The sequence below is a fragment of the Amycolatopsis bartoniae genome, from assembly GCF_014191255.1.
GTDB lineage: Bacteria > Actinomycetota > Actinomycetes > Mycobacteriales > Pseudonocardiaceae > Amycolatopsis_E > Amycolatopsis_E bartoniae.
Genome location: NZ_JACHWH010000003.1, coordinates 698,246 through 712,625, shown reverse-complemented (window position 1 = coordinate 712,625; position 14,380 = coordinate 698,246). Strand labels below are relative to the sequence as shown.

The window sequence follows — 14,380 nt, the reverse complement described above, 5'->3', positions numbered from 1 at the left end:
ATGACCGAGAGCGCTTTCTACCTGCCCCGCGGCGAGGGCCGCTTCCAGCCCACCCAGCACACCGCCGGGCCGTGGACGTCCGGCGCGCAGCACTTCGGGCCGCCGTCGGCGCTGCTCGTGCGGGCGCTGGAGGCCCTTCCGCCGGAACGCGAGAGCAGGCTCGCCAGGGTCACCGTGGAGATCCTCGGCCCGGCCCCGCTCACCGAGCTGTCGGTGCGCGCCCGCGTGGAACGGCCGGGCCGCTCGGTCGAGCTGCTGGTGGCGGAGCTGGCGTCGGACACCCGCACGGTCGCGCGGGCGTCGGGCTGGCGCATCGCCACGTCGGACACGCGGGAGATCGCGAACGTGCCGGGCGGGGACTGGCCGAAGCCGGAGGACTGCCCGGTGTCGGAGTGGCCGGAGGGCTGGCTGCCCGGTTTCCTCGACGCGGTGGAGTGGCGGTCGGTCTCGGGCGGGCTCGCCGTGCCCGGGCCGGCCGCGGTGTGGGGGCGGCAGCGGGTCGCGCTGGTCGACGGGGAGGAGCCGAGCCCGCTGCAGCGGCTGTTCGCGGTCGCCGACTGCGGCAACGGCGCGTCGAACTTCCTCGACGCGCGGGAGTGGTGGTTCATCAACAGCGAACTGACCGTGCACCTGCGGCGGCCGCCGCAGGGTGAGTGGATCGGCCTCGACGCGGCGACCGCGGTGGGCCCGGACGGGATCGGCACGGCCACGAGTACGCTGCGCGATCTCGAAGGCCCGGTGGCCTCCGGGGCGCAGGCGCTGATGGTCCGGCCGCGCTGAACGACACGGGAGGCCGGAACCTCCCCCGGCGGCGGGCGGAGATCCACTAACCTGACCGCAACGACGATCCCGTAGGAGCGCTCGAGTGCAGATCACCTCGGTGGTCAACCAGAAAGGCGGCGTCGGCAAGACCGCGCTGAGCGTCGGTGCCGCCGCGGCCCTCGCCGAACGCGGGCGCCGGGTGCTGCTCATCGACCTCGACCCGCAGGGCCACGCCACCACGGAGATGCTGGGCCTGCCGGAGGCACCGGTCAGTGGCCCGAGCCTCGCGAAGGCGCTGACGAAGATGTGGAAGGGGCCGGTCGAGGAGCTGATCGTCCCGCACCCGCGCAGCAACCTCGGCCCTGGCGGCGCGTTCGACGTGATCCCCACCTCGCCGGGGATGTTCGACCTGATCCGCAGGCTCGACAGCTTCCGGGTGCCGGGCTGGCAGCTCGCCCGGGTGATCCAGTTCGCGAACTACGACCACGTGCTGATCGACTGCCCGCCCGCGCTCGACGTGCTCACCAACAACGCGCTCGCGGCCACGCACGGCATCCTGGTGCCGGTGCAGCCCGACCGCACGAGCATCCGGGCGCTGCGGCTGCTCAACGACCAGCTCAACTACGTGCAGCAGTCGGTGCAGCGCGAGCCGATCCCCTACTTCGGCGTGGTGCCGGGGCTCTACCGGCGGCCGATGTCCACCTACGCCGCGGCCGCGCTCGCCGAGCTGGAGAACTTCGGCTACCCGCTGCTGGCGCACGTCCCGCTCGGGGTGGTGATGAACGAGGCCGCCGCGCACGGCATGCCGGTCACCACGTTCGCGCCGGAGACCACGCAGGCGGTGGCGTTCCGGCAGATCGCGGAGGTGCTCGACCAGCACCTGGCGCGCCAGCCCGCCCCGGCGCCGGTGCCGATCGCGGACGAGTTCGTGTTCGAGGACTTCATCACCTCGGTGGCGCAGACCCGCAACGAGAACGACACCGGCTCGCGCAAGAAGCTCTACGACCTGCTGCCCAAGAAGCCCCGCGGCTGAGCCGCGCCGGGTGGGTGGACCGCACCCAGGCAGTCCCGGCGGCGGGCGGTTACGTTCGGACGTATGGACAACGAGCTCGGTGAGTTCCTCCGCGCCCGCCGAAACCTGGTGACACCCCGGCAGGCGGGGCTGCCCGAGGACGGCGAGCGCCGGGTGCCGGGACTGCGCCGCGAAGAGGTCGCGCTGCTCGCCGGGGTGAGCACCGACTACTACGTCCGGCTCGAACAGGGCCGGGAACGGCATCCGTCGGACCAGGTGCTCGACGCCGTCGCCCGCGCGCTGCGGCTCGACGAGGACGCGGCGGCGCACCTGTTCCGGCTCGCGATGCCCGCGCCGCAGGCGGTGGCGCGGGTGTCGCCCCGTACGGTGGATCCCGGGCTGTGGACGCTGATGGAGCACTCCGTCTCCGCGCCCGCGACCGTGCTCGGGCCCGCGCTCGACGTCCTGGCCGCCAACTCGCTGTCGGCCGCGCTGTACTCCGGTTTCGCCCGGTTCGACAACCTGGCCCGCATGGTGTTCCTCGACCCCGCGGCGGTCGAGTTCTACGTAGACTGGGATTCGGTGGCCCGCGGCACGGTCGCGAGCCTGCGCGCGGGTTCCGGGGCGTTCCCCGACCACCCGCGGGTGTCCGAAGTGGTCGGTGAGCTGACCGTGCGCAGCCCGGCCTTCGCGTCCCTCTGGGCGCGGCACGAGGTGCGGCCGCGCAAGAGCGAGCACAAGCGGTTCCGGCATCCGCGCGTCGGTGAGCTGGTGCTGCGTTCGCAGGCGCTGGGTGTGACGAACGCCCCCGGGCAGCAGTTGTTCGTCTACAGCGCCGAACCGGGTAGCCCGAGCGCGGACGGGCTCACCCTGCTGGCCGGGCTCGCCGCGGAGCCCGCCGGCCCGAACAGGGAAACTCCCGCTGGGAAAGGAAGTTCATGAAGGTCTGGTTCATCACCGGAGCATCCAAGGGGTTCGGTCGCGAGTGGACGGTCGCCGCGCTGGAGCGCGGGGACCGCGTCGCCGCGACCGCGCGCGACACCGCCACCCTGGACGACCTGCGCGAGCGCTTCGGCGACGCGCTGCTGCCCCTGCGGCTCGACGTGAACGACCGCGAAGCCGACTTCGCCGCCGTGAAGCAGGCGGCCGACCACTTCGGACGGCTGGACGTCGTGGTCAACAACGCCGGGTACGGGCAGTTCGGCCTGATCGAGGAGCTGAGCGAGGCCGAGGTCCGCGCCCAGTTCGAGACGAACGTGTTCGGCGCGCTGTGGGTCACGCAGGCGGCGCTGCCGATCCTGCGCGCGCAGCGGTCGGGGCACATCCTGCAGGTGTCGTCGATCGGCGGGATCTCGGCGTTCCCGAACATCGGCATCTACAACGCGTCGAAGTGGGCACTGGAGGCGTTCAGCCAGTCGCTGGCCCAGGAGGTCGACTACTTCGGCATCAAGGTCACGCTCATCGAGCCCGGCGGCTTCTCCACCGACTGGGGCGGCCCGTCGGCGAAGCACGCGACACCGCTGGCCGACTACGAGCCCGTGCGCGAGCGCGCCGCCGAGCAGCGCAAGTCGCGGGTGGCGAAGCCGGGTGACCCGAAGGCCACCGGCAAGGCGGTCCTCGCGCTCGTGGACGCGGAGAACCCGCCGCTGCGCGTGTTCTTCGGCGACGGCCCGCTGGCCATCGCCACCGCTGACTACGAGTCCCGCCTCGCGGAGTGGCGCGAGTGGGAGAAGCTGTCGATCGAGGCGCACGGCGGCAACTGACCGCCGCAGACCGCCCGGCGCGCGGTCGCGCAGGAAGTGGCTGCGACCGTGTGCCGGCCCGGTGACGGGGCTCCTCCGGACCCCCGTCTCCGCGTCACAGGCGGCACGAGCGGATGTCGGAGGCCAGCACCGCCTTGGCGCCGGTCTCCGCCAGCTCGTCCATGATCCGGTTGACCTCCTTGCGCGGCACCATGGCCCGCACCGCGACCCAGTCCTCGTCGGCCAGCGGCGCCACCGTGGGCGACTCCAGGCCGGGGGTGATCGCGATGGCCTGCTCCAGCAGCGCGCGGGGGCAGTCGTAGTCGAGCATCATGTACTGCTGCGCGAACACCACGCCCTGCAGCCGCGCGGCGAGCTGGGACTTCGGCTTGTCCTTCGCGGCTCCGGCGCGCTGCACGAGCACCGCCTCGGAGACGCAGATCGGGTCACCGAAGGCCACCAGGTTGTGCTGGCGCAGCGAGCGCCCGGTCTCCACGACGTCCGCGATGGCGTCGGCGACGCCGAGCTGCACGGAGATCTCGACGGCCCCGTCGAGGCGGATCACGTCGGCCTCGACCCCGTGCGTGGCCAGGTCGCCGCGCACCAGGTTGGGGAACGAGGTGGCGACGCGCTTGCCCGCCAGGTCGGCGGGCTTCCAGTCCTGCCCCGCCGGGGCGGCGTAGCGGAACGTCGAGGCGCCGAAGCCGAGCGCCAGCACCTCCTCGACCTGCGCGCCGGAGTCGATCGCCAGGTCCCGGCCGGTGATGCCGAGGTCCAGCTCGCCGTTGCCGACGTAGATCGGGATGTCCTTGGGGCGCAGGAAGAAGAACTCGACCTCGTTGGCGGAGTCGAGCACGGTGAGGTCGCGGTCATGTCGGCGGCGGTAGCCCGCCTCGCCGAGCATCTCCGACGCCGGCTCCGCCAGCGCGCCCTTGTTCGGCACCGCAACCCGCAGCATGCCCTGCCCCTTCCTCACAAGTAGCGGTAGACGTCCTCGGTGCTCAGCCCGCGGCCGAGCATCAGCACCTGCACCCGGTAGAGCAGCTGGGAGATCTCCTCCGCCAGCCGCTCGTCCGACTCGTGCTCCGCCGCGATCCAGACCTCACCGGCCTCTTCGAGCACCTTCTTGCCCTGCGCGTGCACGCCCGCGTCCAGTGCGGTGACCGTGCCCGACCCGGCGGGCCGGGTCCGCGCCCGCTCGGTCAGCTCCGCGAACAGCTCATCGAAGGTCTTCACGGTCTGTAGATCCTTCCATCCGGCCGCGGCGGCAGCCGACCCGCCCCGCCGGGGTGGAGCGGGATCACACCCCCCGGTGAACGGGGCCGGATCCCCGTAACGCCGCGCAGCCGGGGGGCGACCTCCGGGTGACCGCCGTGGAGAGAGGACGCCATGCACAGGACGATCGGACTTTCCCTCGGCGTGCTGGTGTCCGCGGTGGCCGTGGCGGGGTGCGGCCCCGCCGACGGGCGGGATCCGGGTGTCACCACCCCGGCCACCAGCGGCGCGGCGCCGCGGCTGATCACCGTCCCGGACGTCGGCGGCATGAACCACCAGGACGCCCAGGACACCATGCAGGCCGCCGGGCTGTACAACCTGCGGGAGGTCGACGGCACCGGGCGCGGGCGGATGCTGATCCTCGACCGCGACTGGGTGCAGACGGGGCAGAGCCCGGCCGCCGGCTCGCAGGTGCCGCCCGACACGGTGGTCACCCTGACCGCGGTCAAGTACAGCGACCGCTGAGGTCTTCAGCGGTCCCGGAAGACGGCGGCCAGCGTTTCCGCGTCCACGCCCACCAGCGAGTCCCGGAACACGCGGCGCTCCCCCGGGGGCACGGCGACGTCGTTCGGCACCACCAGCACCACGCACCCGGCCGCCGCGGCGGACGCCGTGCCCGGCTGGGAGTCCTCCACCGCGACGCAGCGGGCCGGGTCGACGGACAGCAGGCGGGCCGCGCGCAGGTACGGCTCGGGGTGCGGCTTGTTCAGCCCGTCCACCTCGTCGCCGCACACGGTGGCGTCGAAGAACTCCCGGCCGATCGTGTTCAGGGCCAGCTCGGTCAGCGCGCGCTCGGTCGACGTCACCAGCGCCGACGGCAGCCCGCCCTCGCGGACGGCCGCCAGCGCCTCCCGCGCACCCGGGCGCCACGGCAGCTCGTCGTCGAACAGCCGCGCCGTACGCTCGCGGATCCAGGCGCCGGTGTCGGCGATCCGCCCGGCGGTGGGCTCGTGCCCGGTCACTTCGAGCAGGTAGGCCGACGTGGCGTCCATGTTGGACCCGACGAGCGTGAGGCGCTGCTCCTCGCTGAGCGTGCCGCCGAGCCACTCGGCCGCCTCGTAGAGCGCGACGTCCCAGAGCTTCTCCGAGTCGACCAGCGTGCCGTCCATGTCCCACAGGACGCCGGCCAGACCGTCCGTTGTGGACGGTGCAGACATGTGTCTCCTTAGGTGTTGAAGTACTTCGCTTCGGGGTGGTGGCACACGATCGCGTCGGTCGACTGCTCCGGGTGGAGCTGGAACTCCTCCGACAGCTTCACCCCGATGCGTTCCGGTTCGAGCAGGTCAATGATCTTGGTGCGGTCTTCGAGGTCGGGGCAGGCGCCGTAGCCGAGGGAGAACCGGGCACCGCGGTAGCCGAGCTTGAAGTACTCCTCGATCGCGTCGGGGTCCTCGTCCGCGACGGCCGCGCCGCTGGAGAAGTGCAGCTCCTGGCGGATGCGGCGGTGCCAGTACTCCGCCAGCGCCTCGGTGAGCTGCACGCCGAGGCCGTGCACTTCGAGGTAGTCGCGGTAGGCGTCGGCGGCGAACAGGTCGTTCGCGTAGTCCGCGATGGGCTGGCCCATGGTGACCAGCGACAGCGGCAGCACGTCCACCTCGCCCTGCTTGAGCGCCAGGTCCCGCGGCCGGTAGAAGTCCGCCAGGCACAGGTACCGGTCGCGCTTCTGCCGCGGGAAGGTGAACCGGGCGCGCTCGGGGGCGTCGAGCCGCGGCTCGCTGAGCACCACGAGGTCGTCGCCCTCGGCGACCGCCGGGAAGTAGCCGTAGACCAGGGCGGCGTGGGCGAGGACCCCGTCGGTGGCGAGCCGGTCGAGCCAGTACCGCAGCCGCGGCCGCCCCTCGGTCTCCACCAGCTCCTCGTACGACGGGCCCTGCCCGCCCTTCGCCCCGCGCAGCCCCCACTGCCCGAGGAACGTGGCCCGCTCGTCGAGGTACTGCGCGTACTCCGCGACCGGGATGCCCTTGACCACCCGGGTGCCCCAGAACGGCGGCGAGGGCAGCGGCACGTCCGTCGCCACGTCCGACCGCGCCGGCACCTCGACCGGTTCGGCGGCCGCCTTGCGGGCCTCGGCGATGCGCAGCGACCGCTCCCGGCGCGCCTTGCGTTCGGCCTTCTTCGCCTCGGCCTCGGGGTCGGCCGCGGGCGCCTCGCCGCGGCGCACGGCCATGATGGTGTCCATCAGCCGCAGCCCCTCGAACGCGTCACGGGCGTAGTGCACGTCGCCGTGGTAGACCTCGCTCAGGTCGTTCTCCACGTACGTGCGGGTCAGCGCCGCGCCGCCCAGCAGCACGGGCCAGCGCTCGGCGACGCCCCGGGAGTTCATCTCCTCGAGGTTCTCCTTCATGATCACCGTGGACTTGACCAGCAGCCCGGACATCCCGATCGCGTCCGCGCGCTGCTCCGCGGCCGCGTCGAGGATCGTGGTGATCGGCTGCTTGATGCCGAGGTTGACCACCTCGTAGCCGTTGTTGGACAGGATGATGTCCACGAGGTTCTTGCCGATGTCGTGCACGTCGCCCTTCACGGTGGCGAGCACGATCCGCCCCTTGCCGCCGGAGTCATCCTTTTCCATGTGCGGCTCCAGGTACCCCACCGCGGCCTTCATGACCTCCGCGGACTGCAGCACGAACGGCAGCTGCATCTGCCCGGACCCGAACAGCTCCCCGACGGTCTTCATCCCCGACAACAGCGTGTCGTTGATGATCTCCAGCGGCGGCTTCTCCGCCATCGCCGCGTCGAGGTCGGCCTCCAGCCCGGTGCGCTCGCCGTCCACGATGCGCCGCTCCAGCCGCTCGAACAACGGCAGCGCGGCCAGCTCCTGCGCGCGCGACTCCCGTGACGACGCCGCCGACACGCCCTCGAACAGCTCCATCAGCTTCTGCAGCGGGTCGTAGCCCTCGCGGCGCCGGTCGTAGACGAGGTCCAGCGCCACCTCCCGCTGCTCGTCCGGGATCCGCGCCATCGGCAGGATCTTCGACGCGTGCACGATCGCCGTGGTCAGCCCCGCCTGCACGCACTCGTGCAGGAACACCGAGTTGAGCACCTGCCGGGCCGCGGGGTTGAGCCCGAACGACACGTTCGACACGCCGAGCGTGGTCTGCACCTCCGGGTAGCGGCGCTTGAGCTCGCGGATCGCCTCGATCGTCTCCAGCGCGTCGCGGCGGACCTCCTCCTGCCCGGTGGAGACCGGGAACGTCAGGCAGTCGACGATGATGTCGCAGGCCCGCATCCCCCAGTTGGTGGTCAGGTCCTCGATCAGCCGGGTGGCGACCCGCACCTTCCACTCCGCCGTGCGGGCCTGGCCCTCCTCGTCGATGCACAGCGCCACCACGGCCGCGCCGTGCTCGCGCACCAGCCGCATGACCTTCTGGAACCGCGAGTCCGGGCCGTCGCCGTCCTCGTAGTTCACCGAGTTGATCGCGCACCGCCCGCCGAGGCGCTCCAGCCCCGCCTGGATCACCGCGGGCTCGGTGGAGTCCAGCATGATCGGCAGCGTCGACGCCGTCGCCAGCCGCCCGGCCAGCTCCGCCATGTCCGCCGCACCGTCCCGGCCCACGTAGTCCACGCACAGGTCCAGCAGGTGCGCCCCGTCGCGGGTCTGCTCGCGGGCGATCTCGACGCAATCCTCGTAGCGGCCCTCCAGCATCGCCTCGCGGAACTTCTTCGACCCGTTCGCGTTGGTGCGCTCGCCGATCATCAGCACCGACGCGTCCTGCGCGAACGGCACCGCCTGGTACAGCGACGACACCCCGGGCTCCGGCCGCACCCGCCGCTCGGCCCGCGCCACCTGCCGCACCGCCGCGGCCAGCGCCCGGATGTGCTCGGTCGTCGTCCCGCAGCAGCCGCCCACCAGCCCGACGCCGAATTCGGTGATGAACCCCGACAGCGCCTCCGCCAGCCCGTCGGGCGTCAGCGGGTACACCGCACCGTTCGGGCCCAGCTCGGGCAGTCCCGCGTTCGGCATCACCGACAACGGCACCCGCGCCGAACGCGACAACGTCCGCAGGTGCTCGCTCATCTCCGCCGGGCCGGTCGCGCAGTTCAGCCCGATCACGTCCACACCCAGCGGCTCCAGCGCCGCCAGCGCCGCGCCGACCTCGGTGCCCAGCAGCATCGTGCCCGTGGTCTCGACCGTGATCGACGCGATCACCGGCACGCGCCGGCCCACCGCCTCCATCGCCCGGTGCGCCGCCACCACCGACGCCTTCGTCTGCAGGATGTCCTGCGTGGTCTCCACCAGCACCGCGTCCACGCCGCCTTCGAGCAGGCCGCGGACCTCGTCGAAGTAGGCGTCCCGCAGCCGCGCGTACGGCGCGTGGCCCAGCGTCGGCAGCTTCGTGCCCGGGCCGACGGACCCCAGCACGAACCGCTGCCCGAACTCGTCGGCGGTCTCCCGCGCCAGCCGCGCCCCGGCCTCGGCCAGCTCGAAGATCCGGTCGGCGATGTCGTACTCGGCCAGGTTGGCCCAGTTGGCCCCGAACGTGTTCGTCTCGACCGCTTCCGCGCCCGCCTCCAGGTAGCCGCGGTGGATCCCGCGCACCACGTCCGGCCGGGTCACGTTCAGGATCTCGTTGCAGCCCTCCAGCCCGGCGAAGTCGTCCAGGGTCAGATCGTGGGCCTGAAGTGCGGTTCCCATCGCGCCGTCGGCCACGACGACGCGAGCGGACAGGGCATCCAGCAGTGGCGACGACAGACGATCCGGCATGTCGTCCAGGCTACGGTCTCCGGGCTCGCGCGCGGGTCGTAGGCTGGTCGGGTGAGTGACCCAGCTGACGCCATCCCGCAGCCCGTCCCGCCGCCCGGTGACCTCGACGACACGTCCCGGCCGGTGATGGTCGTCGCGTTCGAAGGGTGGAACGACGCAGGTGACGCGGCCAGCACGGCGCTCGAACACCTGCAGCTGAGCTGGGACGCGAAGCCCCTGGCGGAACTCAACCCCGACGACTACTACGACTTCCAGGTGAGCCGCCCGACCGTCCGCATGGTGGACGGGGTGACCCGCCGGGTCGAGTGGCCCACCACCCGGCTGTCCATCTGCCGCCCGCCGGGCTACGACCGCGACGTCGTGCTCGTGCAGGGGCCGGAGCCGAACATGCGCTGGCGCAAGTTCTGCGAGGAGCTGCTGGAGCACATCATGCAGCTCGACGTCGCCACGGTCGTGACGCTCGGCGCGCTGCTGGCCGACACCGCGCACACGCGGCCGGTCCCGGTCACCGGCACCGCGTACGACGCCGAGGCCGCCGAGCGGTTCGGCCTGGAGCGCAGCCGCTACCAGGGCCCCACCGGCATCACCGGGATCCTGCAGGACTTCTGCGTGCAGGCCGGCATCCCGGCGATCTCGATCTGGGCCGCGGTGCCGCACTACGTGTCGCACCCGCCGTCGCCCAAGGCGAGCCTCGCGCTGCTGCACAAGCTGGAGGACGTGCTCGACGTCGAGGTCCCGCTCGGCGCGCTGCCGGAGCAGGCCGAGGAGTGGCAGCGCACGGTCACCGAGATGGCCGAGGAGGACGAGGAGATCTCGGAGTACGTGCGCACGCTGGAGGAGCGCGGCGACGCCGAGGTGGAGATGTCGCTCGACGAGTCCAGCGGGGACAAGATCGCGGCCGAGTTCGAGCGCTACCTGCGCAGGCGCCGCCCCGGCCAGGAGGGCCCTGGCGGCCGGTGAGGCGGGCGTCTCGATGTTCTGTGGGCCGTCGACTTGCACCGCGGCGGGTTCTGAGGTGGTTCCTCGCGAGGACAGCGCCGACGTGGTGAAAGACGCAGTCGCGGAGCGTCCGTGAGGGGTGGTGGTCGGGCTGGCGGGTGGGGGGTCATGAGGAGGCGATCCCGGAGCGAGAAGCTTCCTCAGGTTCCGCTACCCGCACCGCCACGCAAGCCGCTTCTCAGACAGTCTCTCTACGTCGGCGGTTTGCTGGGGCCTTTCGGGGCGGGGGTGGTGTCGTCGATGCTGCCCGAGCTCGCCGGTACCTTCGGCGTGTCGCAGGCCGCCGCGGCGACGTCGCTGACCGCGTACCTGTTGCCGTTCGCCGCGGTGATGCTCGTGTCGGGCACGCTCGGCGAGCGCTGGGGCCCGATGCGCACGATCCGCTTCGCCTACGCCGGGTACGTCGTGGTGGCCGCGGTCGCCGCGTTGGCGCCCTGGTTCTGGCTGTTCCAGGTCTCGCGCGGGCTGCAGGGCGTGGCGAACGCGTTCACCACCCCGCTGCTGCTGACCAAGCTCGCGTCGGTCACGCCGAAGGAGCGGCTGGGCCGGACGCTGGGCCTGTACGGGGCGGTGCAGGCGCTCGGGCAGACGTCGGCGCCGCTGGTCGGCGGGCTGGCCGCGGAGGGCTCGTGGCGCTGGGCGTTCGCCGGGATCGCCGCGGTCGCCGCCGTGCTGACCGCGTGCCCGCTGCCGCCGGACGAGGAGAGCCCGCAGCGGCGGCCGCGGCTGCGGGACGCGTGGCGGCCGGTGGTGGTGTGGTCGGGACTGCTGATCTTCGTGGCGTGGGCGTGCCTGGCCGGGCTGCCGTTCCTGGTGGCGTTCCGGGTGGACGATGCGTTCGCGCTCGGGCCCGGCGCGCGCGGGCTGGTGCTCACGGCGTTCGGGTTCGCCGGGTTCGCCACCGCCCGGCTCGTCGGGTCCGCGGCGGACCGGTTCGGCTCGCGGACGGCGGTGTGCGCGGGCCTGCTGCTGGGCGCGGTGGCGGTCGGCGCGATCGGCGTGGTGGGCTCGCTGCCGCTGGTGGTGGTCGCGTGGGCCGCGGGCGGGCTGTGCAGCCAGCTGATCCTGGTCGGCGTGAACGCGCTCGTGCTCGGCGGCGAGGCGAACGGCCGCGGCGGCGCGATCTCCGTGGTGACCGCGCTGCGGTTCCTCGGCATGTCGGCGTCCCCGGCGGCGTTCACCGGGCTCTACCGGCACGACGCGGCGCTGGGTTTCCTGGTGCCGGGCGCGCTGCTGGCCGCGTCCGCCCCGCTACTGGCTCACAGGATCTTCCGCACCGGCACCGGGCCGCGCGCCCGCTTGCGCCACTCGCGCGGGTAGCCGAGCGAGACCTCCTCGAACCGCACCCCGTCGGCCCACGTCGTGCGCGGGATGTGCAGGTGCCCGAACACGGCCACCTCCGCGCGGTAGCGCACGTGCCAGTCCTCGGTGCGCGTCGTGCCGCACCACAGGGCGAACTCGGGCCAGTACAGCGGCGCGGTGGGGTGGCGGTGCAGCGGCCAGTGCGACATGAGGACCGTGCCGTGGTCCTCGGGGATCGCGGCGAGCCGTTCCTCGCTCACCTTGAGCCGCCGCGCGCACCACTCGTGGCGGCTCGGATGCGGGTCCGGGTGCAGGAAGTACTCGTCGGTGCACACGACGCCCGCCTCGCGGGCCTGGTCCAGAGCCTCGTCGAGCGAGACGTCCTCGGCCTGCGGGGTGCGCCAGCTGTAGTCGTAGAGCACGAACAGCGGCGCGACGGTCAGCAGGCGTTCGCCGTGCTCCCACACCGGGAACTCGTCCTCGGGCGTGAGCACGTCCAGTCCGCGGCAGCGGTCGACGAGGTGGCGGTAGCGTTCCTCGCCACGCAGCGGCACGTCGTCCTGCGGGGTGGTCCACAGCTCGTGGTTGCCGGGCACCCACACCACTTTCGCGAAGCGTTCCCGCAGCGTCGCGAGGGTGTCCACCACCGCGCCGACCTTCTCGGCGACGTCGCCGGCGACGAGCAGCCAGTCGTCCGGGGAGTCGCCGCGCACGTCGTCGACGAGGGGTTCGTTGCCGCGGTGGGTCACGTGGAGGTCGCTGGTGGCGTAGAGACTGGGCACTCCCCCACGTTAGCCACCCGCGGGCGCGGACCGGCCAGCACGACCAGTCCCGCGATCACGTACAGCGCCGCCTGCGCGTCGAGCAGCCCGCCCAGGCCAACAGAACCGGTGAGCGCGCCCGCGGCGAGCATCCCCACGACCTGGAACGCGGCCATGCCGGCGAAGAACGTGCTCGACACGCGGCCCAGCCGTCCGGGCGGGACCTCCTGCTGCAGCAACGACATCAGGCCCGAACCGGTGATCACCGCAGGCGCGCCGGCGACGGCGAACAGCCCAGCGTAGACCGCGAGCGCCGTGGTGACCGGCGGCCCGTTCCAGATCGCGAGCGAGAGCAGCCCGAGCACCAACGTGCCCCAGCCGAGCAGCCGCGCCGGTCCCGTCCGCCGGGCGACGGTGGCGAGCGCGGCACCGGCGGCGAACCCGCCGACGGCCTGGACTCCGCGCAGCAGGCCCACCTCGGCCTCGCCGCCCCCGAGCGGGCCGGTCACGAACACCACGAACAGGACCAGGAACATGCCCTGCGCCACGGACATCAGCGCGGTCGTGGCCGCCGTCACGCGCAGGACCGGGTTGTGGGCGATGTCGGCGAAACCGCCGAGGCGCCCTCGGGGACTGGCTGCGACGGTGTGCACGGCGAACCGCGGCAGCAGGAGGCTTCCCGCGAGCAGCAGCAGCCCGAGGTAGACCGCGATCACCCAGCCCAGCCCGGCGAAGCCGAGCACCGCGCCGCCGAGCGAGCTGCCCGCGAGCCGGGCGACGCTGCTGTTCATGCCCATCAGGCCGTTCGCGGCGAGCAGCTGGTGCGGCCCGACGAGCGCGGGCACGAGCGCGTTGCGCACGGGCTCGAACAGGGAGGCCAGCGCGGACTGCGCGGCCATCACCGCGAGGACCAGGCCGCCCTGGCCGGACAGCAACGGCAGGGCGACGGCCGCCTGCGCGAAGCAGACCACGCACAGCAGCACGCGCCGGTCGTACCGGTCGGCGGCGAACCCGGCGAGCGGGCTCAGCAGCACCATCGGCACGACCCCGGCGACCATGGTCAGTGCCGTCGAGCTCGCCGACCCGGTCGCCTGGTAGACGAACACCGGCAGCGCGACCTGCAGCATCCACTCCGCGGACTCGGCGAACAGCCCGGCGGCCCACAACCGCGCGAAGGCGGGGTTTTTGAGGGGGCTGCTCATGTGCTCGGCCTTCCGTCGGCCTCGACGCGCAGGAACGCCCGCCAGCTCGCGTGCACCACCTTCGCGTCCTCGGGGGCATCCGTGCGGATGGGCGCGACGTAGGGCCGGACGAGCGCGTCGATCTCGGCGTTGAGGTCCGCCAGCTCCCGCGGGGTGAGCCGCAGGGCGTAGGCGTTCATCGTCGCCGCCTGCTGCCACTCCGGTTCGAGGTCGTCGACGCTGTCCAGGAAACGCTGGGCCAGCACCTCGTCCTCCCGCAGCTGGGTGCCCGCGACGGCCTGCTGCTCCGCGCCGGTGAGTCCGCCCAGGTCCAGCCCGACCGGGATCGCCCGCCACGGCCGCTCGCGACCGTCCGCCGCCTCCGTCCGCTCCACCAGCCCCCACTGCGCGAGCTGCCGCAGGTGCCAGCTGCAGTTCGAGGCCGAGGAGTCCACGGCGGTCGCGCACTCGCTCGCCGTCCGCGGGCCCACCGACATCAGGTAGTTCAGCAGCGCCGCGCGCAGCGGGTGCGCGAGCGCCCGCATCAGCTCGGCGTCCCGCACGCGGCGGCGCGGTGGCAGGTCGGTCATGGCTCCCCCGAACTCTGAAAGAACTCTTTCGAAAGACTTCTTTCAGAGTTG

Annotated in this window: 14 protein-coding genes; 7 read left to right on the top strand and 7 right to left on the bottom strand. The window is 72.8% G+C overall.

Going from position 1 to position 14,380, the window contains the following annotated elements; translation table 11 throughout:
- The 4 genes from FHX82_RS20070 to FHX82_RS20055 all read left to right on the top strand — a co-directional run bounded on the left by FHX82_RS20070 (position 1) and on the right by FHX82_RS20055 (position 3,537).
- Complete coding sequence (locus FHX82_RS20070) at positions 1 to 780, top strand: thioesterase family protein (RefSeq protein WP_145936204.1); 780 nt, start codon at positions 1 to 3, stop codon at positions 778 to 780.
- A gap of 85 nt (positions 781 to 865) precedes the next feature.
- Positions 866 to 1,795: a ParA family protein gene (locus tag FHX82_RS20065; protein WP_145936205.1), complete on the top strand. Its 930-nt coding sequence runs from the start codon at positions 866 to 868 to the stop codon at positions 1,793 to 1,795.
- A gap of 63 nt (positions 1,796 to 1,858) precedes the next feature.
- On the top strand, positions 1,859 to 2,716 hold the full coding sequence (locus tag FHX82_RS20060) for a helix-turn-helix transcriptional regulator (protein ID WP_145936206.1): 858 nt from the start codon (positions 1,859 to 1,861) through the stop codon (positions 2,714 to 2,716).
- The gene (locus tag FHX82_RS20055; RefSeq protein ID WP_145936207.1) at positions 2,713 to 3,537 is read left to right on the top strand and encodes an SDR family oxidoreductase; all 825 of its coding nucleotides are present in this window, start codon (positions 2,713 to 2,715) and stop codon (positions 3,535 to 3,537) included. Before FHX82_RS20060 ends, FHX82_RS20055 begins: the two co-directional genes overlap by 4 nt.
- A 94-nt stretch (positions 3,538 to 3,631) precedes the next feature.
- Here FHX82_RS20055 and hisG read toward each other — a convergent pair whose 3' ends face one another.
- Both hisG and FHX82_RS20045 read right to left on the bottom strand, forming a co-directional pair.
- Positions 3,632 to 4,474 carry an ATP phosphoribosyltransferase gene (gene hisG, locus FHX82_RS20050; protein ID WP_145936208.1) on the bottom strand — a complete coding sequence of 281 codons (843 nt, stop codon included), beginning with the start codon at positions 4,472 to 4,474 and terminating at the stop codon, positions 3,632 to 3,634.
- 14 nt (positions 4,475 to 4,488) lie between these two features.
- The gene (locus FHX82_RS20045; protein WP_145936209.1) at positions 4,489 to 4,752 is read right to left on the bottom strand and encodes a phosphoribosyl-ATP diphosphatase; all 264 of its coding nucleotides are present in this window, start codon (positions 4,750 to 4,752) and stop codon (positions 4,489 to 4,491) included.
- Positions 4,753 to 4,905: 153 nt separating this feature from the next.
- Here FHX82_RS20045 and FHX82_RS20040 point away from each other — a divergent pair, with 153 nt between their 5' ends.
- A complete protein-coding gene (locus tag FHX82_RS20040; RefSeq protein WP_145936210.1) occupies positions 4,906 to 5,256 on the top strand; it encodes a PASTA domain-containing protein in 351 nt (116 codons plus the stop codon).
- Positions 5,257 to 5,261: 5 nt separating this feature from the next.
- Here the strand turns inward: FHX82_RS20040 and FHX82_RS20035 are convergent, their stop codons facing one another.
- Complete coding sequence (locus FHX82_RS20035) at positions 5,262 to 5,948, bottom strand: HAD family hydrolase (RefSeq protein ID WP_145936211.1); 687 nt, start codon at positions 5,946 to 5,948, stop codon at positions 5,262 to 5,264.
- A gap of 8 nt (positions 5,949 to 5,956) precedes the next feature.
- Positions 5,957 to 9,496, bottom strand: a complete 3,540-nt coding sequence (metH, locus tag FHX82_RS20030; protein ID WP_145936212.1) for a methionine synthase — start codon at positions 9,494 to 9,496, stop codon at positions 5,957 to 5,959.
- Positions 9,497 to 9,547: 51 nt separating this feature from the next.
- On the opposite strand from metH, the gene FHX82_RS20025 reads away from it, so the two are divergent.
- Positions 9,548 to 10,456, top strand: coding sequence for a PAC2 family protein (locus FHX82_RS20025; protein ID WP_145936213.1), 909 nt, complete (start codon positions 9,548 to 9,550; stop codon positions 10,454 to 10,456).
- A gap of 243 nt (positions 10,457 to 10,699) precedes the next feature.
- On the top strand, positions 10,700 to 11,815 hold the full coding sequence (locus FHX82_RS20020) for an MFS transporter (protein ID WP_260172214.1): 1,116 nt from the start codon (positions 10,700 to 10,702) through the stop codon (positions 11,813 to 11,815).
- Here the strand turns inward: FHX82_RS20020 and FHX82_RS20015 are convergent.
- The 3 genes from FHX82_RS20015 to FHX82_RS20005 are packed head-to-tail and all read right to left on the bottom strand — an operon-like array spanning position 11,755 to position 14,329.
- Positions 11,755 to 12,579, bottom strand: a complete 825-nt coding sequence (locus FHX82_RS20015) for a metallophosphoesterase family protein (RefSeq protein ID WP_145936215.1) — start codon at positions 12,577 to 12,579, stop codon at positions 11,755 to 11,757. The two genes, FHX82_RS20020 and FHX82_RS20015, sit on opposite strands and share 61 nt — an antisense overlap.
- Positions 12,543 to 13,760 carry an MFS transporter gene (locus tag FHX82_RS20010; RefSeq protein WP_145936216.1) on the bottom strand — a complete coding sequence of 406 codons (1,218 nt, stop codon included), beginning with the start codon at positions 13,758 to 13,760 and terminating at the stop codon, positions 12,543 to 12,545. Before FHX82_RS20010 ends, FHX82_RS20015 begins: the two co-directional genes overlap by 37 nt.
- Positions 13,757 to 14,329: an ArsR/SmtB family transcription factor gene (locus tag FHX82_RS20005; RefSeq protein WP_145936217.1), complete on the bottom strand. Its 573-nt coding sequence runs from the start codon at positions 14,327 to 14,329 to the stop codon at positions 13,757 to 13,759. The genes FHX82_RS20010 and FHX82_RS20005 overlap by 4 nt, the downstream gene beginning before the upstream one ends.
- Positions 14,330 to 14,380: the final 51 nt, after the last annotated feature.